Source organism: Photobacterium pectinilyticum (genome assembly GCF_024357955.1).
GTDB classification, from domain to species: domain Bacteria; phylum Pseudomonadota; class Gammaproteobacteria; order Enterobacterales; family Vibrionaceae; genus Photobacterium; species Photobacterium pectinilyticum.
Map to the genome: position 1 here is coordinate 41,866 of NZ_JANEYT010000017.1, position 19,554 is coordinate 61,419.

Here is a 19,554-nt window from a genome sequence, read left to right on the forward strand (position 1 = left end):
TTTAGGAATATAGTGCGTGTCGGAACCATCAACTAACAACGAGCTCGCGGTAGCTGGCAATTCACCATCGACAGCGATGATGGCGGACAGCGATTCAATGCTTCAGAGCCCAGATGCTGAAGAAAGGGGCGCCTCACGTGTTGATAACATGCTGGGGAACCTAGATGTGCTGCGCCAGGTCGTTCTGGTTCTGTCGGTCGCTATTTGTGTCGCTTTGATCGTCCTTGTCGTTTCCTGGATAAAAGAGCCGGAAATGCGGCCGATGGGAACCTATGAAACGGCAGAGCTGATCCCGATCCTTGATCACTTCGATCAGAAAAAAATCAACTATACCCTTGATGGCAACACCATCCGCGTCCCTGCGGACGATTTTTCCGCGATTAAGTTGGAATTGACCCGGGCGGGCTTGAACCAAGCAACGGCCATGGGCGATGACATCCTGTTGCAGGACATGGGTTTTGGTGTGTCACAACGCCTTGAGCAAGAGCGTTTGAAGCTCAGCCGAGAGCGCCAACTGGCGCGGGCAATTGAACAAATTCGTCAGGTTCGTCAGGCTCAGGTGTTGCTTGCGATGCCAAAGCAAAGTGTATTTGTTCGTCATAACCAGGAAGCGTCAGCCACGGTATTTCTGACCTTGTCTACTGGTGGCAGCTTAGGTCAGCAGGAAGTTGATTCGATTGTCGATATGGTTGCCACGGCTGTACCTGGACTCAAACCGACCCGTGTGACGGTTACCGATCAGCACGGCCGACTGCTCAGTTCAGGCACGGCCGATCCGCAGGCAACGGCTCGCCGCAAAGAATATGAACTGGAGCGCAAGCAAGAGCAGGCGCTGCGCGAGAAAATTGATGCGATTTTGATCCCGGTATTGGGGCTTGGCAACTATACCGCCCAGGTTGATGTGTCGATGGACTTCAGCGCGGTGGAAGAAACCCGCAAGCAATATGATCCGGCGTCTCAGTCAACCCGCAGTGAATATACATTAGAAGACATCAACAACGGCAACATAGTCGCGGGTATTCCTGGCGCCTTGAGTAACCAACCACCGGTCGACAGTGCGATTCCGCAGGAAGTGGCTGAACTACAGTCGGGCGGCCGTACCGGGAATAACTCTGTTCACCGAGAAGCGACCCGAAACTATGAGTTGGATACTACAATCAGGCACCGCCGGGCACAAACCGGTACGGTTGACCGCCAGACAGTGTCCGTTGCGATCGATTACAAACAGGTACTAAACCCAGAAACCGGAGAGCTAACCCGAGTTGCACTGAGTGAGGCGGAACTGGCAAAAATATCCCGCTTGCTCAAAGGTGGCGTCGGTTTCTCTGAAATGCGTGGTGACATGCTGGAAGTGATTTCAGTGCCGTTTGCCGTACCTGAAGAGCAAATGGTGGCGGACCTGCCGATTTGGGACCATCCGAATTTCAACACCTGGGTTCGTTGGCTTGCCGCCGCTCTGGTGATTATTGTGATCATGGTCGTGATGGTACGCCCAGCGATGCGCAAGCTACTGTATCCAAATCAATCGGCTGACGGTACACCATTGGATGAAAATGGTTTGCCTATGCCGCCTGGTCGTCATGAGTCTGTTGACCTGATTGGCAGTGAACTTGATGGCGTCGAATCGCTTGAATTAAGCAGTAGCAATCTGGATCTACCAAACCTGCATAAAGATGAAGATTTGCTAAAAGCGGTACGTGCCCTTGTGGCAAACGAACCGGATCTGGCAGCGCAGGTTGTTAAAAGTTGGGTAACTGAAGATGGCTAATGAAATCGCAACCACAGACAATAAGAAATTTGATATCACCACCCTGACCGGGGCGGATAAAGCTGCAATTTTGCTGCTGAGTCTCAATGAGCAGGATGCTGCCAGTATTATCCGTCATCTTGAGCCCAAACAAGTGCAACGGGTCGGTGGTATGATGGCGCAAATGGCAGATCTAAACCAAGAAAAAGTGTCTGCTGTTCATCGCCATTTCCTGGAGGATATCCAGAAATACACCAGTATCGGTATGGGCAGCGAAGACTTTGTCCGGAATACCCTGATCGCAGCACTGGGTGAAGATAAGGCAAATAACCTTGTCGATCAGATCTTGATGGGCAGTGGTTCGCGAGGTCTTGATTCCCTTAAGTGGATGGATCCAAGGCAGGTGGCCAGCATTATCCTTAACGAACACCCACAGATCCAAACCATTGTTCTGTCGTACCTCGAGCCTGAGCAGTCAGCGGAGATTCTGGCGCAGTTCCCAGAACGGGTGCGTTTGGATTTGATGATGCGAATTGCCAACCTTGAAGAAGTTCAGCCGGCGGCACTGCATGAGCTGAACGATATCATGGAGAAACAGTTTGCCGGTCAGGCCGGTGCACAGGCGGCGAAAATTGGCGGCCTGAAGGCAGCAGCCGAGATCATGAACTACCTCGACAACAATGTTGAAGGCGTACTCATGGATCAAATTCGTGACAATGACGAAGATATGGCGACCCAGATTGAAGATCTGATGTTTGTTTTCGATAACCTTGCTGAAGTGGATGACCGCGGTATTCAGACACTGATGCGCGATGTACCGCAAGACCTATTGCAGAAAGCCCTTAAGGGGGCTGATGATATGTTGCGCGAGAAAATCATGCGTAACATGTCCAAGCGTGCTGCTGAAATGCTGCAAGATGATCTTGAGGCAATGGGACCAATTCGTGTGGCCGATGTTGAGTCTGCCCAAAAAGAGATTCTATCGATTGCCCGTCGCTTGTCAGATGCTGGCGAGCTTATGTTGACCGGGAGCGGTGCAGATGAATTCTTGTAATAACCCACAGAGCCTACGCCGTTTAAAGGCTGCTTATGTCTAGTGACCGTTCGATGGAGCGCCGCCGCGGTTTCCTTCGTGTACCTGAACATCAGGCGCAAGAGCTTGAACGCTGGGCCTACCCGGATTACTCCTCTGAACATGAAGGCATCTCTGAAAATGCGTTTAATTACGAACCCGAGTGGCAGGTAGAGCCGCTTGACGAAGAGCCTGAAGTGCCGCCGCTAACTGCGGCTGATTTGGATGACATCCGCCACTCAGCCTATGAAGAAGGCATTAGTGAGGGCCGTTCTGCGGGTCATGCTGAAGGCTTTGAACAAGGCATGCAGCAAGGGCTAGAGCAAGGGCAGCAGCAGGGTTTAGAGCAAGGCCTGGCTCAAGGTTTAGAGCAGGGCTTAGCGCAAGGTAAAGCGCAAATAGACGAGCAGGTTGGTTATCTAACCCAGCTGGTAGAAAAATTAGCAACGCCGTTGAAACAAGTGGATGACGCGGTTGAGCAGCAGCTGGTTCAGCTTGTTACCAGCTTGGCCCGAGAGTTGGTGCAGGTCGAACTGAAAACCAACCCTCAGGTGATGTTGCAAACCCTGCGCGAAGGGATTGCTGCACTGCCGATGGCCGCGCAGAAAACCACGATTCAACTTCACCCCGATGATCTGGATATTATCAAGCAGGCATACGGTACTGAGAACTTGACAGAGCGGCAGTGGACGCTTCAGGCCGAGCCGGCAATGAGCCGAGGGGATTTGTTTGTTGAATCAGGCAATTCGCTCATCGACTATAAGATGGAAACCCGTTTGCGCCATTCGCTTGAGCAATTTGTTGGCCTCAATAGCCAGCCTCAGCCTACCGCTTGTAAAGAAACAGGCAAAGAGCCCGGGGAAGCCTAATGGCCAACCTGGCTGAACGTTTATCCCGCTACCAAACTGCCAATACGACATGTCGGCCGGTGGCCTCTGGCCGTTTGGTACGCGTCGTTGGCCTGACCCTGGAAGCGGTCGGGTGCCGGGCTCCTGTTGGTAGCCAGTGTAAGGTAGAAACCCTCTCTGGCGAGATGGAAGCAGAGGTGGTCGGTTTCTCCGGCGAAACCCTATTTTTGATGCCCAGTGAACAGCTGACCGGCATTATGCCCGGCGCAAGAGTCACGCCAATCACCGAAGCCGGGGGGATCCCGGTGGGTATGGAACTGCTTGGCAGGGTCATCGATGGTGTCGGTAATCCACTTGATGGTTTGGGTGATATCTATACCGGCCAGCGGGCGGCATTTAATGCCGAACCGATAAACCCGCTGGCCAGAAAACCTATTAAAGAACCGCTGGATGTCGGTTTGAAGGCTGTTAACGGTCTGCTGACTGTCGGCAAGGGGCAGCGTATCGGCCTATTTGCCGGTTCAGGTGTCGGTAAGTCTGTGACCTTGGGGATGATGACCCGGGGCACCACGGCACAAGTTGTGGTCGTTGGCCTTATCGGCGAGCGAGGCCGAGAAGTTAAAGAGTTTATTGATGAGATCCTTGGCACTGAAGGGCGACAGCGAGCGGTCGTCGTGGCAGCTCCTGCCGATGCTTCACCACTGATGCGACTGAAAGGCTGCCAAACGGCCTTGACGATCGCGGAATATTTCCGTGACCAAGGGTTGGATGTTTTGTTGCTGATGGACTCACTGACCCGGTTTGCCCAAGCTCAGCGGGAAATTGCCCTCTCTGTTGGCGAGCCGCCAGCCACCAAGGGTTATCCGCCTTCGGTATTTGCCAAATTGCCAGCACTGGTTGAGCGGGCAGGTAATGGTGGTGAGCATCAGGGCTCTATTACCGCTTTTTTCACCGTGCTGACCGAAGGGGATGATCTGCAAGATCCGATCGCCGATGCGTCTAGGGCCATTTTGGATGGCCACATCGTATTATCACGAGAACTTGCTGATGCAGGCCATTATCCAGCGATCGATGTCGAGCGCTCGGTGAGCCGTGTGATGCCAGCGATTGTGAGCGAAGAGCATCTGATGATGTCCAAGGCGGTACGGCAAGTGCTGTCGATTTGCCGCAAGAATCAGGATTTGGTGTCAATTGGAGCCTATAAGCCCGGTACCGATCAGGCTATCGATCAGTCATTTGCCCTGAAACCGCGGTTGGATGGGTATATGCAGCAATCAATGAAAGAGTCAGTACCCTACGAGATGTGTGTCAACATGTTGCGTTCTGTCCTTAGCGGGCAATAAATAACGTGCCGATGACTATTTTTGAAGAAAGTGATGGGTCAGGAGAAAGTGATGGCAGCGGATAGTGCACTAGAGCTGATTTTAACCCAGAGTGCAGATGCTGAACATAAAGCATCACTGGCACTGAACCAAGCCCGTATTGAGCGCGAAAATTACTTGCAGCAGCTGCAACAGATAGAACAATATCGCTTGGATTACTGCCGCCAATTATCAGAGCGGGGCCAGCAGGGGTTAACTGCCAGCGCGTATAATCATTTGCAAAAATTCTTGAATCAGCTTGATGAAACCTTGGTCAAGCAGAGAAGTGCTGGCGCTCATTTTGACCAGCAGGTAGAGCAATGCAGTCGGCATTGGCAAGAAATGCGTAAACAACGGCGCTCCATTGAGTGGTTAATTGACAAAAAACAGACAGAGCGGCAGCGCTTGCTGGATAAGCAAGAGCAGAAAATGATGGATGAGTTTGCCACCATGCAATATGCCCGTCGCCTGATGGGCCACTAGCGGATGGCGTGTTTGTCAGTTGCCCATATTATGGGTGCTAGTCTCCAAGACTCTTTTGTTGGCGTATTTTTTGCATTAATACGGGTATAGGCCACTGTCAAAGCGCGATCTTCATTATGTTTTTATCTCACTTATTCAAAACGGATACCGTTCCGGCCGCACCGACGGGCGCATCCAAGTCCTCTGCGGCAACAGAGAGCCTGCCGGGCGAATTGGACGCGGCACCGGAAAAAGGCTTTAGCCAAACCCTGCAAGGGGCGATGGGTAAAGAGGCGACAGCGGAACCGGTTTCGCTGGACGCCGAGGCGAAAACCACAGGTGAAGATGGCAACGTTGCTAGCACGCAAAAGCCACCTGTGGGCGCGAGTGAAGCCACTGATGATGTAGCACAGCATATTGATAAAAATGAACTAATTCAGGATGGCAGTCTGGAGGCTGAAGGCCTAGATGAGTCGGATGGCAAAAAGGCAGGGCGCTTATTAGACAATCAAGCAGGCAGTCCAGCCGACGATGAGCAACCCGCTGACGATTCAGCTGCAAGTGCTGCTGGTCACATTGCGGCTTCATCTCTAGCCAAGCCTGACAACGCCAAGTCATCAATGAGCGAAGGCGAAGAGCTGCTTCAGCGCTTAACAGCATCACGCAGTCAACTCTCGGGTACCTCTGCGGGGACAAATGCACAGGCCGCAAACGGCGAGGTAGCCGGAGCGGGAACAGATGGCAAGTTGTTGCCGCCTGGTGCCGAAGCATTATCCGAAGAGGCTGTAGCTGAACAAAACGACTTGGTTGGAAAAGATGGCTTGGTTGGAAAATACGGTAAGGACGCGGTTAATAAAGCTGCTGTGAGTATCGATGGGCTCGTGGCACAAGAGAAAGATGGCGCGGCACAGGCCGATGGCAAGCAGGTAAAAGGTGAGCACTCGGGCAAGTTTGCTTTATCGGGGATGGCATTGACCAATGGTGAGTCTGCCGAGCTTAAGGCCGTCCAGGGTAAATCACCATTTCAATCAGCGCCAAACAGCGAATTAGCGGCCTTGATGGGCCAGTCATTGTCATCCGGTTCGTTGAAGGATTCGCTGGAAGCGAAGGGCAATGCAAGTGCATTGGCTGCTACTTCACTGGATGACGGCTTAAGCAGTCAGGGTGAGGTACATGGTTCTCATGCCGTGCATCGAAGCGCGGCGGCAGGCATATTGACGTCCGAGGGCGAAAAGCCGGGAACGGCCCAACCCCCTTTGCTGCTGAGCAAAGAGCAAGCCGGGGAGCAGTTGGCGGACAAGGTTCAGGTGATGATGTCAAAGAACCTCAAGCATGTTGATATTCGCCTTGACCCGCCAGAGCTTGGTAAATTGCAGATCAAGCTATCAATGAACAACGATCAGGCGTCGGTGCAAATTACCGTGGCCAATCAGCAATCGCGGGACTTGGTCGAACAAGCTATGCCCCGCTTACGTGAACTGCTGCAACAGCAAGGGCTGCAGTTAGCACAAAGCACGGTTCAGCAGGATAGTAGTCGCCAGTTTGCTGGCGGTTCGCAGCAGCAAGCCAATGGTCAGCCGGGCTCTTCCCCCCAGCATGGTAGTCAGGGAAGTGGTCAAGCGGATCCTCATGGTTTGGCACAGGGTACCGCTGCACACTCTCATTCTGCTGATTTGTGGATGACGGCACCAAAAGACGGTGTTGATTATTATGCCTAAGTGTTCAGTCTGTTAAACTGGCCGAGTACGGTAATGAACAAAGACAAAGGACGAATTAAAGATGGCAGGTGAAGCGCCACCAGGCGGAAAGAAAAAGCTCATTATTATTGCCGTGCTGGCGGTTGTTCTGCTCGCTGGAGTCGGTGCTGGAGCATGGTTTTTCTTCAGTGACTCATCGCCGGAGCCTGACACCGCACAGCCTGGCTCGGCGAGCCCATCAGCACCGGCAGTGCTGGAATCCGCCTACTATGTCATTTTGCCCCAACCTTTCATTTTTAATGTTAGTGGTGATGCGCGTGACAGGCTGGTGCAGGTAAAAGTTCAGCTAATGGTCAGGGGGGATAGCAATGACGCTGCCGTCCGTCAGCATATACCGCTGATAGAAAGTACGTTGTTGCAGACATTTGGTGCAGCAACTGTTGAGCAATTGAGAACGCCGACAGGACGATTGGAGCTGCGTAGCCAGTCGTTGGCGGCTGTTCAAGAGGCTCTGCTTAAGGTATCCGGTCGACAAGCGGTTGAACGGGTGCTGTTTACTGGTTTTGTAATGCAATAGGTTTTATGTGAGTGACTTATTAACTCAGGACGAAATTGATGCCCTCTTACACGGTGTCGACGATGTCGATGATGACGATGGCCTGAGTGAAACTGGCATCATCGCTTTTGATTTTTCATCACAAGACAGGATAGTCCGTGGGCGGATGCCCACACTGGAGCTGATTAACGAGCGTTTTGCCCGCCATATGCGGATCAGCTTGTTTAATATGTTACGAAAAACAGCCGAAGTTTCTATCAACGGGGTACAGATGCTCAAGTTTGGCGAGTATCAGAATACCCTGTATGTCCCGACCAGTTTGAATATGGTGCGCTTTCGCCCGCTCAAGGGCACAGCACTGATCACCATGGAAGCCCGGCTGGTCTTCATTTTGGTGGAGAACTTCTTCGGTGGCGATGGCCGGTTTCACGCCAAGATTGAAGGGCGTGAATTTACGCCAACAGAGCGTCGTATTGTTCAGATGCTGCTGAAGCTGGTGTTTGAGGATTACCGCGAGGCATGGTCACCGGTGATGGGGGTGGAATTTGAATACCTTGACTCCGAAGTGAACCCGACGATGGCCAACATCGTCAGCCCGACTGAGGTTATTGTTGTCAGCTCGTTCCATATCGAGGTGGACGGTGGCGGTGGTGACTTCCATGTCGTGATGCCTTACTCCATGGTTGAACCGATCCGCGAATTGCTCGATGCCGGTGTCCAGAGTGACAAGATGGATACCGATGTTCGTTGGAGCAAGGCATTGCGTGATGAAATCATGGATGTGCCGGTGAATATGCGGGCCAAGTTACTCGATGTTGACCTGACCCTGCGTGATTTGATGGAACTTCAGCCGGGGGATGTGATCCCGATTGATGTGCCGGAAGCTGCTACGGTCTTTGTCGAAGACTTGCCAACCTACCGCGCAAAAATGGGGAAATCGGGCGAGAATATCGCACTGAAGATCACCGAAAAATTAAAGCGTCCGGATATGGTGAAAAGCGACTTGGCTTTCCTCGATCGCGATGAACTAGGCTCGGCACTGTTGAATCTTCACAGTGACGATACAGACAATTAAGGACGAGATCCGAATAGGTACAAACATGTCTAATAATGATCAACAAATTGCCGACGATTGGGCGGCGGCTTTAGCTGAGCAGGCGACTGACGAAGGGGCGCAGCCTGCGCCGCTGGAAGAGCTGACCGATGAATCCCCTCCAATTGGTGAAGATGAACGGCGCAAGCTCGATACAATCTTGGATATCCCAGTGACTATCTCGATGGAAGTTGGCCGGACGCAAATCAGTATTCGAAACTTGCTGCAACTTAACCAAGGCTCAGTTGTAGAGCTTGATCGTGTCGCCGGTGAATCACTGGATGTGATGGTTAACGGTACCCTGATCGCCCACGGCGAAGTCGTGGTGGTCAATGACAAATTCGGTATCCGTCTGACAGATGTGATCAGTCAGACCGAACGGATCAAGAAGCTGCGTTAATGATGGCACCTGAATTGAATTTGGCGACCACGCTCGCCTCCTTGTTGTTGGTTTTGGCGGTTATCGTTCTGTTGGCTTGGCTGATCAAAAGGATGAAGCTACCCGGCTTGCAGGGTGGCGATAGCGCCATTCGTATCTTGCGTCAACTGCCGGTTGGCCAGCGCGAACGCATCGTTCTGCTGCAGGTCGGCGAAGAGCAGATGCTGGTCGGGGTGACCCAACATAATATTTCACTGCTCGGAAAACTCGATAACCCGATTGTTGCGGAGCAAGGTCAGGATGGCGGGGAGTTTGCCAGCCAGCTGGGAAAGCTGTTGAGAAAAAATGATAAGAACTAATTTCATTGCCGCCTTATTGGCGGCTTTTTCGCTTCTGCTGGTGTTTCCTGCTGCGGCAGAAACGGCGGCGGGGTTGGTTGATGGCGTCGCTGCTCAACCGGGCGCGACATTGAGCGAGATGCAAAACGAAGCGGGCTCAACCGCGATGGCACTGACCCAAAGCGGGGGAAGTGGTATACCGGCCTTTTCGGTGACAGTAAACCCGGATGGCAGTGAAGATTATTCGATAACCCTGCAAATCTTGGCGTTGATGACTGCCTTGGGGTTCTTGCCGGCCATCGTGATCCTGATGACCTCTTTTACCCGGATTGTGGTGGTCATCTCAATATTACGTCAGGCGATGGGCTTGCAGCAGACGCCGTCGAACCAGGTGATTATCGGTATTGCCATGTTCATGACCTTTTTCGTGATGTCACCGGTGCTCGACAAGATCAATACCGAAGCTGTTCAGCCTTATATGAACGAACAGGTGAGTGCTTCCCAAGCGCTGGAAGCGGCCCAAGATCCGCTGCGCCAGTTCATGCTCAAACAGACGCGGGTTAAAGATTTAGAAACCTTTGTCGAGATGTCGGGCTCGGACGCTACCGATCCGCAGGAAGTACCGATGACGGTACTGATCCCGGCCTTTGTGACCTCGGAGTTGAAAACGGCGTTCCAGATAGGCTTTATGCTGTTTCTGCCCTTTTTGATCATTGATTTGGTGGTGGCATCGGTGTTGATGGCCATGGGTATGATGATGCTTTCGCCGATGATCGTTTCTTTGCCGTTTAAGCTAATGCTGTTTGTGTTGGTGGATGGCTGGAACTTGATCCTATCAACCTTGGCTGGGAGTTTTGGGACGTGACACCGGAGTTTTTTGTCGAAATCTTCCAAGATGCACTCTACATGGTACTGATCATGGTCTGTTCCATTGTGGTGCCGGGCTTGTTGATTGGTTTGGTGGTTGCTGTCTTCCAGGCGGCAACCTCGATAAACGAACAGACCCTGAGCTTCTTGCCAAGGTTGATCGTGACCTTGCTGGCTCTGATGTTCTTCGGCCACATGATGACCCAGATGCTGATGGATTATTTCCACCAGATGATTGATTACATCCCGCAACTGCTGCACTAATGATGAATTATCCTGCACCCTTGCTATTGGAGTGGCTGGCAACGATTTTCTGGCCGCTGACCCGGATCTCATCGATGATGATGGTGATGACGTTTTTTGGTGCTCGCTATGTCGCACCTAAAATTCGTCTCTATGTTTCATTGCTGTTTACCTTTGCGCTGTTACCGGTCTTGCCGGTTGCCCCGGTTGATATTCCCTTGATGTCGTTGCAGGGGTTCATCACCACTGGCCAGCAGGTGATCATCGGTGTGGCGATGGGGATGGTGACGACGTTTGTCACCCAGACTTTCATTCTGCTGGGACAGATCCTCGGTATGCAGTCGAGCTTGGGGTTTGCCTCTATGGTCGACCCGTCCAACGGGCAGAATACCCCGGTGCTGGGCCAGTTTTATATGTTTCTGGTGGTGATGATTTTTCTGGCCACCGATGGCCATTTAGTGATGCTCAAACTGGTGGCGATGAGCTTCCATACGCTGCCTGTGGGTGAGTCGATGCTTGATGCTGGTGATTACTACCAGATGGCGCAATGGTTTGGTCATATGTTCAAGTTTGCTCTGAGTATGGCAATTGCCGGTGTGGTGGCCTTGCTGGTGGTCAATATGTCGTTTGGTGTCATGACCCGGGCAGCGCCTCAGCTGAATATTTTTGCCCTTGGCTTTTCATTTGCCCTTTTGCTGGGTTTTGTGATCAGCTGGTTCTTGATTGCAGGTATTCTGCCGCACTACGAAGCGATATGGCAGGTCGGTGTCGAGCAAGTGTGTAGTTTAATTCGGTTGGATTGTTAATGGCTGATTCTGACGGACAAGAAAGAACCGAAGAGGCCACGCCCCGAAGGCGGGATCAGGCCCGCGAAAAAGGACAGGTTCCCCGGTCGAGGGAACTGGCATCGATTGCTGTACTGGTGGCTGGCGCCGTCGGTATGATGTGGTTTGGAGAAGCGCTTGGCCGGGGGATCGGCGAGGTCATGACCAGACTGTTTAGCCTAACCCGAGAGGAAATATTCGATCTGTCACAGCTGTTTGGCTTGATTGTGTCGGCTCTTGGTAACCTGCTGCTTCCATTATTGACCTTCTTGCTGTTTGTTTATGTCGCCGCGTTTATTGGCGCCACGGGCTTAGGTGGGATCCGCTTTTCGTCCCAAGCGGCAGCCCCGAAGTTGTCCAAGTTGAATCCGCTAAGTGGCTTCAAACGAATGATGGGCAAGCAGAGTTTGGTTGAGCTGATCAAGTCGATCCTCAAAGTTCTGTTGGTGGTTGGGGTGGCTTTCTTCCTACTCAAGGCTCACCTGACCGATTTCTACCAACTCAGCCGCGAGGTGTATCCGAAAAATATCGCTCACGCGCTGGATATTTTACTCAATTTCATTTTTTTGATCAGTTGCTCCTTATTGGTGGTGGTGGCCATCGATATCCCGTTCCAGATCTGGCAGCACAATGAACAGCTCAAGATGACCAAACAGGAAGTGAAGGACGAATTCAAGGACTCGGAAGGTAAGCCGGAAGTGAAGGGCCGTATCCGTATGCTCCAGCGTGAAATGGCACAGCGGAGAATGATGGCCGATGTCCCGCAGGCCGATGTTGTCATTACCAACCCGGAGCACTTTTCTGTCGCACTGCGCTATGACTCTAAGATAGACTCGGCACCGGTGGTCATTGCGAAAGGAACCGATTTCTTGGCATTGAAAATCCGTGAAATTGCCAACGAACACGAGATCGAAATAGTCCCTGCGCCGCCATTGGCCAGGGCCCTGTATCACACGACCGAACTCGAGCAGCAGATCCCCGACGGGTTGTTTGCCGCCGTGGCACAGGTGCTGGCGTATATATACCAGCTTAAGCAATACCAGAAAGGGCGTGGGCGTAAACCCGCCTTGTCCAAGGAAGCCTCGGATATCCCTAACGAATTCCGTTATTAATTATTTATCCTGGTTAGTATTTACTATCAACTGCACATTTCTGCTAAAAAAGTCAAGAAAATGACACTTTTTAAGGCATGATAATTGCTTGTTAGCTAGCGTCGGTTGCTTTTTGTTTACCGGTGAAAACGGTACAATAACCAATACCAAATTCTTATAACTACCCCTCACAGATCCCACTAGATACAGTGTCGTCACATTGACTGCCGGTATATTGAAGGTGTCTTGGTTTAGCGGGAACAGAACCATTACAGACATTGCATGAAGCTATCTTTACCTTTTACCGATAAGTTCAATCCAGCTCGTTTACAGTCGATGCCTGCGATAGGTGCGCCTGTCTTGGTACTGGCAACTCTGGCAATGATTATATTGCCAATGCCGCCATTACTGCTGGATATGGCCTTTTCCTTCAATATCGCACTTGCCCTCGTGGTACTGCTGGTGACGATTTATACTCGTCGTCCCCTTGATTTTGCTGCCTTTCCGACAGTATTGCTGATAGCGACTTTGCTCCGCTTGGCATTGAACGTTGCTTCCACCCGAGTCGTATTGCTTTATGGCCATGACGGGCCAGATGCTGCGGGCCAGGTTATCGATGCCTTCGGCTCGGTGGTGATCGGTGGTAACTACGCGGTTGGTTTGGTGGTTTTCCTGATCTTGATGATTATCAACTTCATGGTGGTAACCAAAGGTGCCGGCCGTATTTCCGAGGTAAGTGCCCGCTTCACCCTTGATGCCTTGCCGGGTAAGCAGATGGCAATTGATGCGGACTTGAATGCCGGTTTGATTGACCAGGATCAGGCCCGCACCCGTCGCTCTGAGGTCACCAAAGAAGCGGACTTCTACGGTTCGATGGATGGTGCCTCTAAGTTTGTGAAAGGGGATGCCATTGCCGGTATCCTTATCCTGTGTATCAATATTGTCGGCGGGCTGGTCATTGGTATGAGCCAGCACGGTCTTGGTTTTGGTCAGGCGATTGAAATCTACAGCTTGCTGACCATCGGTGACGGCCTTGTGGCCCAAATTCCTTCGTTGCTGTTGTCCATTGGTGCCGCCATGATGGTAACGCGTCAAAATACTGACGAAGACATGGGCCAGCAGATGATTTTCCAGATGTTCAACAACCCGCAGGCGTTGATCATCACCGGTGGGATCCTGTTTGTGATGGGTATCGTGCCGGGTATGCCGCATATCCCATTCTTGTTACTGGCTGCGCTTATTGGCGGGGTCGCTTATTGGCGCATCAAATCACAGCGCGAAGCAGCTGAAATCAACGAGCAGGAAGCCTCGAGCGATGTGGTCGCACCGCAACTGCCAAAAGAGTTGTCTTGGGATGACGTCAAACCGATTGATGTCATCGGCCTCGAAGTGGGCTACCGCCTTATTCCTATGGTCGACAAAGACCAAGGCGGCGAGTTGCTGGAGCGAGTCAAAGGTGTAAGGAAGAAACTGTCGCAGGACTTTGGTTTCTTGATCCCGGCCGTTCATATCCGCGATAACCTCGAGCTACCGCCCAATACCTACCGTATTAGCTTGATGGGTGTTGCCTGTGGTGAGGCCAATATCCATCCTAACCGCGAATTGGCAATAAACCCGGGCCAAGTGTTTGGTAGTGTCGACGGCGAGCGCACCGTCGATCCGGCTTTTGGTCTTGAAGCCGTATGGATCAATGACTCCCAACGCGAACATGCCCAGGCCCTTGGCTACACCGTGGTCGATTCTTCGACGGTTCTGGCAACCCATCTTAGCCAGATCTTAACTAACCGTGCAGCTCAGCTGATTGGCTACGAAGAAGTCCAGAACCTGCTCGACTTGTTGGCCAAGTCTGCGCCGCGTTTGGTGGAAGGTTTGGTGCCGGATCTGCTTAGCTTGGGTGTCATTGTTAAAGTGCTGCAGAACCTGCTTAATGAGGAAATCCCGATTAGGGATGTTCGGACAATTGTGCAGACGTTGGCGGAATATTCCACCAAGAGTCAAGATCCTGACATTCTTACGGCGGCTGTTCGTGTCAATTTGAAACGACTTATTTGCCAGGAAATCAATGGTATAGAGCCTGAATTGCCTGTTATTACTCTTGTTCCAGAGTTGGAGCAAATCTTGCATCAAACGATGCAGTCTTCCGGCGGTGAGTCGACCGGTATTGAGCCTGGCCTGGCTGAGCGCCTGCAGCGCTCACTGGTCGATGCGACCCAGCAGCAAGAGCTGAAAGGTGAACCTGCCGTGTTGCTGACATCGGGGGTACTGAGGCTGACACTCGCGAAATTTGTAAAAAACACCATTCCTTCATTACGCGTGTTGTCTTATCAGGAAGTACCTGATGAGAAACAGATCCGTATTGTCAATGCAGTAGGGAATTCATAATGGCGGTAACGGCGATGACGATGACGGAGATGGTCTTAGGACTGTCATCACCTCACGGCCTGAAATTACGGGAAGGTCACATTGAAAATTAAACGTTTTTTTGCCAAGGATATGCGTGCTGCGCTCACCCAAGTTAAGGAAGAGTTGGGTGCGGATGCGGTCATCATGTCGAATAAAAAGGTTACCGGTGGGGTGGAAATTGTTGCAGCGCTGGACAGTGAGGATCCTCGTGGCCAACTGTCATCAGCTGCCAGCAAAACCCGCGAAGAGCTCGCCGAACGGCTTGATAGTGCTAAGCGGCAGCTGGCGGATGATAAGGTTCAGCTGCAATCGCCATCAAGCCGGTTTGCCAAAGTGCTAAACAATTTTACCGGCCAGTCTGGTGATGCTGAGCAAGGCAGTGGTCAAGGCAATGAAGCCGACTCGTTGTCCGCGCTGTTGCAGCGCCAGTCCAAGCATTATGGTGACGAGCCGCGTTATGGCCGCCACGATGAGCCCCAGCAATCTGCCAGTCCGTCATATGGTGAACGCCGCTATGCTGCTGGCGGTGGCAGGGCACAAGAGTCACAGCGTCGCCAGCCGGAGTCTTATTTCAATGATCCTGCTGCTCGTCAGACACCAAGCCGGCATTCAAGCCATCAGGCAGGCCGTCAACAAGCGGGTCACCAACAAAGTCGCCACCAGCTCGATATCGGTGATTATCGTCGTCCGGCTGTTCCTCAGGCGGAACCTCTGCATGCCTCGCGCTCTGCAGGCCCGGCAGAGAGTCAATTAGAGTCACACCGCTCAGAGTCACGATTTGGTGCACCGAAACCGCCGAAAAATCGTTTAGATCCAAGTCGCTACGATCCCAAAGCGCGCAACCACAGTACCGGCGAAATCGATGCGATGCGCAATGAAATGGCCTCTATCCGTCGTCTGCTCGAACATCAAGTTTCTGGCCTAATGTGGCAGGAAATGGAACGTCGTGAGCCGATGCGGGCAATGATGATCAAGCGGTTGGAAAAAATGGGGCTGTCGCAAGAGCTTGCTGATCAGCTAGCGTGCTATATCCCTGAAGATGTGCCGGCTAACGATGCATGGCCAGCACTGCTGAATCTGCTTTCTGACCAGATTATTACCACCAAAGACAGTATTTTGGAAAGTGGTGGCGTGGTCGCGCTGCTTGGGCCAACAGGTGTGGGGAAAACCACCACGATTGCCAAGTTGGCTGCACGGGCAGCGATGGAGTTTGGCCCTGACCAAATTGCCATGGTGACGACTGATACGTTCCGTATCGGCGCCCATGAACAGCTGGCCACTTATGGACGAATTATGGGCTGTCCGGTCAGAGTGGCTAAAGATGCTGAGGAATTGGCCGATATATTACATCAGTTACGTCATCGTCGCCTGGTTCTGCTTGATACCGCAGGGATGGGACAACGTGATATTCGGCTATCGGAGCAACTTGATACCCTGATGCAAAACAGTGGGTCGCAGATCCGCAGCTACTTGGTGCTGCCTTCAACAGCACAGCGCCGGGTGTTGCATGAAACCATTGAACACTTCCGCCGTATTCCACTATCGGGCTGCGTACTGACCAAGCTGGACGAATCACTGAGCTTGGGTGAGGTGATCAGCGTATCGATACAGCACGCACTACCCATTGCTTATCTTGCTGATGGGCAACGGGTACCGGAAGACATTAAGGTCGCCACGGGGAACTATCTGGTTGCTCGGGCAAATGAATTACTTGAACAAGAGTTAAGCCAGCAAACCCACTTCTGGAGTAGCGAAAGCGCTGAGAACCAGGGGGCAGACTTTTATGACTGAGAACGCCATGTACGATCAAGCTAGCGGTTTACGCCGTATGACCCAGCTAACCTCAACCAAAGTGATTACCGTGACTGGCGGTAAGGGGGGCGTGGGGAAAACCAATGTGACCCTGAACATGGCGATTTCAATGGCTCGCCAGGGCAAACGGGTCATGGTACTCGATGCCGACCTCGGATTGGCGAATGTCGATGTCATGCTTGGCTTACGTACCGGCCGTAACTTATCACATGTGCTGGCAGGGGCGTGCGAGCTTAAAGATATCATTGTCGAAGGCCCATACGGGGTGAAAATTGTCCCGGCCGCTTCCGGCACCCAGAATATGGCTGAACTGACTGCCGCCCAGCACATGGGGTTGATCCGGGCGTTCAGTACCCTTGAAGACGATATTGATGTGTTGCTGGTCGATACCGCAGCAGGCATTTCAGACATGGTACTCAGCTTTTCCCGCGCCGCTCAAGATGTGGTGGTCGTGGTCTGTGATGAGCCAACGTCGATCACCGATGCCTACGCCATGATTAAGATCCTCAGCCGTGAATATGATGTTCAGCGCTTTAAAATAGTGGCTAACATGGTGCGCAGTTACCGAGAGGGTCGCGATCTGTTTATCAAGCTGACTCGGGTGGCTGAGCGTTTTTTGGATGCCAACCTCGAGCTGGTGGCATGTATTCCACTTGATGATCGGGTTCGCCAGTCGGTGAAACGCCAGAAACTGGTGGTGGAAGCTTTCCCGCGCAGCCCGGCAGCATTGGCTCTGGGGGCTTTGGCCAACAAAGCGACTATGTGGCCGGTCCCGCAAAGCCCTGGTGGTCATCTGGAATTCTTCGTTGAAAGGTTGTTGGTCAATACCCGACACCCTCGGGAGGTGCCAGTCAGTGAATAAGGCATTAACCTATGGGCGTTACCAGCCGAGCCCGCAGGCTTTTATCGAACGTTACTCGTCATTGGTTAAGCGTATTGCCCATCACCTTATGGGCCGCTTGCCGCCAAGCGTGATGTTGGAAGATCTCATTCAGGCGGGTATGATTGGCCTGCTTGAAGCTCAGAAAAACTACGACCCGACCAAGGGGGCGAGTTTCGAAACCTTTGCCGGCATCCGCATTCGCGGGGCCATGCTGGATGATATCCGCCGCGGGGATTGGGTTCCTCGCTCTGTATACAAAAACAACCGACGTATTGCTGAAGCCATTTCGGCCCTTGAAGGTACTCTCGGCCGGGATCCCAATGATCAGGAAATTGCGGCATATCTCGAAATGACGCTAGAACAGTACCACCAAGCCTTAAATGATGTTAATTGTGGTCGTTTAGTGGGTATGGATGATCTAGGGGTTGCTGAAGACACCGTCGCAAATGAAGAATCGGTTGAAGAAAATCTTCCCTTTCAGGGGGTTGTAGATGATAATTTTCGTCAATCTTTGGCCGGAGCGATCAAAACCCTGCCTGAAAGAGAAGCATTAGTTTTGTCCCTGTACTACGACGAGGAGCTAAACCTCAAAGAGATAGGGGCGGTTATCGGGGTGAGTGAATCCCGAGTTTGCCAGATTCACAGTCAGGCGATGCAACGTTTGCGGTCCAAGTTGACTGCGTGGACTTCGTAATAAACACACTATAAAACACTGATAATTCAGTGGGGGCAACTTTGAATAAAAACATGAAAATCCTCATTGTTGATGATTTCTCAACAATGCGCCGAATCGTAAAGAATTTGCTGCGTGATCTGGGCTTCAACAATACCCAGGAGGCGGATGATGGATTGACTGCGCTACCGATGCTGAAAAAGGGCGGTTTTGACTTTGTCGTGACGGACTGGAACATGCCGGGCATGCAGGGTATTGATCTACTCAAGCATATCCGTGCCGATGCCGAACTCAAGCACCTGCCTGTGTTGATGATCACCGCGGAAGCCAAGCGTGAGCAGATCATTGAAGCTGCCCAAGCCGGTGTTAATGGCTATATCGTCAAGCCATTTACTGCCGCAACGCTAAAAGAGAAGCTTGATAAAATCTTCGAGCGTATGCAGTAAAGCACTTTTCGGGCATCAAAGGACAATAATAACAATGATTACACTCGAACAGGCGAAACAGCTTGTCAGTCTGCTTGAATCCAGCGATCAGGATGGCGCAAATACACTATTTACCCGTTTGGTGTCAGATAGTCGTGATCCCGTCTATGAAGAAGTGGGCAAGTTGACACGCCAACTTCATGATTCGTTGGCTAATTTCCGCCTTGATCCCCGTGTTACCGATTTAGCAAAAACGGAAATCCCTGATGCACGCGACCGGTTGTCTTATGTGATAGACAAAACCGAGTCCGCCGCCAACAAAACCATGGACGCTGTCGATAGCATCCAACCAGTGGCAGATCAGCTCGGGGATACCTTACAACAGGTTTATCCAAGATGGCAGCGCTTGATGGGTGGACAGATTGCCCTTAATGAATTTAAGTCGCTCTGCCACGATATCAGCGGGTTGCTCACTCAGGTCGAGAGTGATAGCACGATACTGCGTACCCAGTTGACTGAAATTCTCATGGCTCAGGACTTCCAGGATCTGACCGGCCAAATCATTCGCAAGGTGATCGAGCTGGTTCATGAAGTTGAAGATCAATTGGTTGAAATTCTCAAAGCGTTTGGCATGGAACAAGAAGACCGAACCGACGCGCTGCGTGAAGAGCGGCTCCTTGTTCCTGAAGGGCCTATCGTCAACAGCGACAGTCGCGAGAATGTCATGTCCTCTCAGGATGACGTTGACGATCTGCTGTCGAGCCTAGGATTTTAAGGGAA

20 protein-coding genes are annotated in these 19,554 nt (G+C 51.9%); all 20 read left to right on the plus strand.

Going from position 1 to position 19,554, the window contains the following annotated elements:
* Positions 1-16: 16 nt before the first annotated feature.
* The 20 genes from fliF (at position 17) to NHN17_RS09685 (ending at position 19,549) form a co-directional block, all read left to right on the plus strand.
* Positions 17-1,768 carry a flagellar basal-body MS-ring/collar protein FliF gene (gene fliF / locus NHN17_RS09590; protein WP_255042161.1) on the plus strand — a complete coding sequence of 584 codons (1,752 nt, stop codon included), beginning with the start codon at positions 17-19 and terminating at the stop codon, positions 1,766-1,768.
* Complete coding sequence (gene fliG / locus NHN17_RS09595; RefSeq protein ID WP_255042162.1) at positions 1,761-2,801, plus strand: flagellar motor switch protein FliG; 1,041 nt, start codon at positions 1,761-1,763, stop codon at positions 2,799-2,801. The genes fliF and fliG overlap by 8 nt, the downstream gene beginning before the upstream one ends.
* Positions 2,802-2,836: 35 nt before the next feature.
* A complete protein-coding gene (fliH, locus tag NHN17_RS09600) occupies positions 2,837-3,688 on the plus strand; it encodes a flagellar assembly protein FliH (RefSeq protein ID WP_255042163.1) in 852 nt (283 codons plus the stop codon).
* The gene (gene fliI, locus NHN17_RS09605; protein ID WP_255042165.1) at positions 3,688-5,010 is read left to right on the plus strand and encodes a flagellar protein export ATPase FliI; all 1,323 of its coding nucleotides are present in this window, start codon (positions 3,688-3,690) and stop codon (positions 5,008-5,010) included. Before fliH ends, fliI begins: the two co-directional genes overlap by 1 nt.
* A 51-nt stretch (positions 5,011-5,061) precedes the next feature.
* A complete protein-coding gene (fliJ, locus tag NHN17_RS09610; RefSeq protein WP_255042166.1) occupies positions 5,062-5,511 on the plus strand; it encodes a flagellar export protein FliJ in 450 nt (149 codons plus the stop codon).
* 116 nt (positions 5,512-5,627) lie between these two features.
* Positions 5,628-7,208 (plus strand): flagellar hook-length control protein FliK, encoded by a 1,581-nt coding sequence (locus NHN17_RS09615; protein WP_255042167.1) that lies wholly within the window; start codon positions 5,628-5,630, stop codon positions 7,206-7,208.
* Positions 7,209-7,269: 61 nt separating this feature from the next.
* Positions 7,270-7,764: a flagellar basal body-associated protein FliL gene (gene fliL / locus NHN17_RS09620; protein WP_255042168.1), complete on the plus strand. Its 495-nt coding sequence runs from the start codon at positions 7,270-7,272 to the stop codon at positions 7,762-7,764.
* A gap of 7 nt (positions 7,765-7,771) precedes the next feature.
* Complete coding sequence (gene fliM / locus NHN17_RS09625; protein WP_255042169.1) at positions 7,772-8,818, plus strand: flagellar motor switch protein FliM; 1,047 nt, start codon at positions 7,772-7,774, stop codon at positions 8,816-8,818.
* 25 nt (positions 8,819-8,843) lie between these two features.
* Entirely contained in the window at positions 8,844-9,236 is a 393-nt protein-coding gene (gene fliN, locus NHN17_RS09630; RefSeq protein ID WP_255042171.1) for a flagellar motor switch protein FliN, read from the plus strand.
* Entirely contained in the window at positions 9,236-9,574 is a 339-nt protein-coding gene (gene fliO, locus NHN17_RS09635; RefSeq protein ID WP_255042172.1) for a flagellar biosynthetic protein FliO, read from the plus strand. The genes fliN and fliO overlap by 1 nt, the downstream gene beginning before the upstream one ends.
* Positions 9,561-10,418 (plus strand): flagellar type III secretion system pore protein FliP, encoded by an 858-nt coding sequence (gene fliP / locus NHN17_RS09640; RefSeq protein ID WP_255042173.1) that lies wholly within the window; start codon positions 9,561-9,563, stop codon positions 10,416-10,418. The genes fliO and fliP overlap by 14 nt, the downstream gene beginning before the upstream one ends.
* Positions 10,415-10,684: a flagellar biosynthesis protein FliQ gene (gene fliQ / locus NHN17_RS09645; protein WP_255042174.1), complete on the plus strand. Its 270-nt coding sequence runs from the start codon at positions 10,415-10,417 to the stop codon at positions 10,682-10,684. The genes fliP and fliQ overlap by 4 nt, the downstream gene beginning before the upstream one ends.
* A 2-nt stretch (positions 10,685-10,686) precedes the next feature.
* On the plus strand, positions 10,687-11,469 hold the full coding sequence (gene fliR, locus NHN17_RS09650; protein ID WP_255042210.1) for a flagellar biosynthetic protein FliR: 783 nt from the start codon (positions 10,687-10,689) through the stop codon (positions 11,467-11,469).
* Entirely contained in the window at positions 11,469-12,599 is a 1,131-nt protein-coding gene (gene flhB / locus NHN17_RS09655) for a flagellar biosynthesis protein FlhB (protein WP_255042176.1), read from the plus strand. The genes fliR and flhB overlap by 1 nt, the downstream gene beginning before the upstream one ends.
* Before the next feature lie 261 nt (positions 12,600-12,860).
* The gene (gene flhA / locus NHN17_RS09660) at positions 12,861-14,960 is read left to right on the plus strand and encodes a flagellar biosynthesis protein FlhA (RefSeq protein ID WP_255042179.1); all 2,100 of its coding nucleotides are present in this window, start codon (positions 12,861-12,863) and stop codon (positions 14,958-14,960) included.
* Positions 14,961-15,041: 81 nt separating this feature from the next.
* Complete coding sequence (gene flhF, locus NHN17_RS09665; RefSeq protein ID WP_255042180.1) at positions 15,042-16,772, plus strand: flagellar biosynthesis GTPase FlhF; 1,731 nt, start codon at positions 15,042-15,044, stop codon at positions 16,770-16,772.
* Entirely contained in the window at positions 16,765-17,655 is an 891-nt protein-coding gene (locus NHN17_RS09670) for a MinD/ParA family protein (protein ID WP_255042182.1), read from the plus strand. Before flhF ends, NHN17_RS09670 begins: the two co-directional genes overlap by 8 nt.
* On the plus strand, positions 17,648-18,370 hold the full coding sequence (locus tag NHN17_RS09675; RefSeq protein WP_255042183.1) for an RNA polymerase sigma factor FliA: 723 nt from the start codon (positions 17,648-17,650) through the stop codon (positions 18,368-18,370). The genes NHN17_RS09670 and NHN17_RS09675 overlap by 8 nt, the downstream gene beginning before the upstream one ends.
* Before the next feature lie 53 nt (positions 18,371-18,423).
* Positions 18,424-18,795: a chemotaxis response regulator CheY gene (cheY, locus tag NHN17_RS09680; protein ID WP_039467413.1), complete on the plus strand. Its 372-nt coding sequence runs from the start codon at positions 18,424-18,426 to the stop codon at positions 18,793-18,795.
* 34 nt (positions 18,796-18,829) lie between these two features.
* Positions 18,830-19,549 carry a protein phosphatase CheZ gene (locus NHN17_RS09685; RefSeq protein WP_255042185.1) on the plus strand — a complete coding sequence of 240 codons (720 nt, stop codon included), beginning with the start codon at positions 18,830-18,832 and terminating at the stop codon, positions 19,547-19,549.
* Positions 19,550-19,554 lie beyond the last annotated feature (5 nt).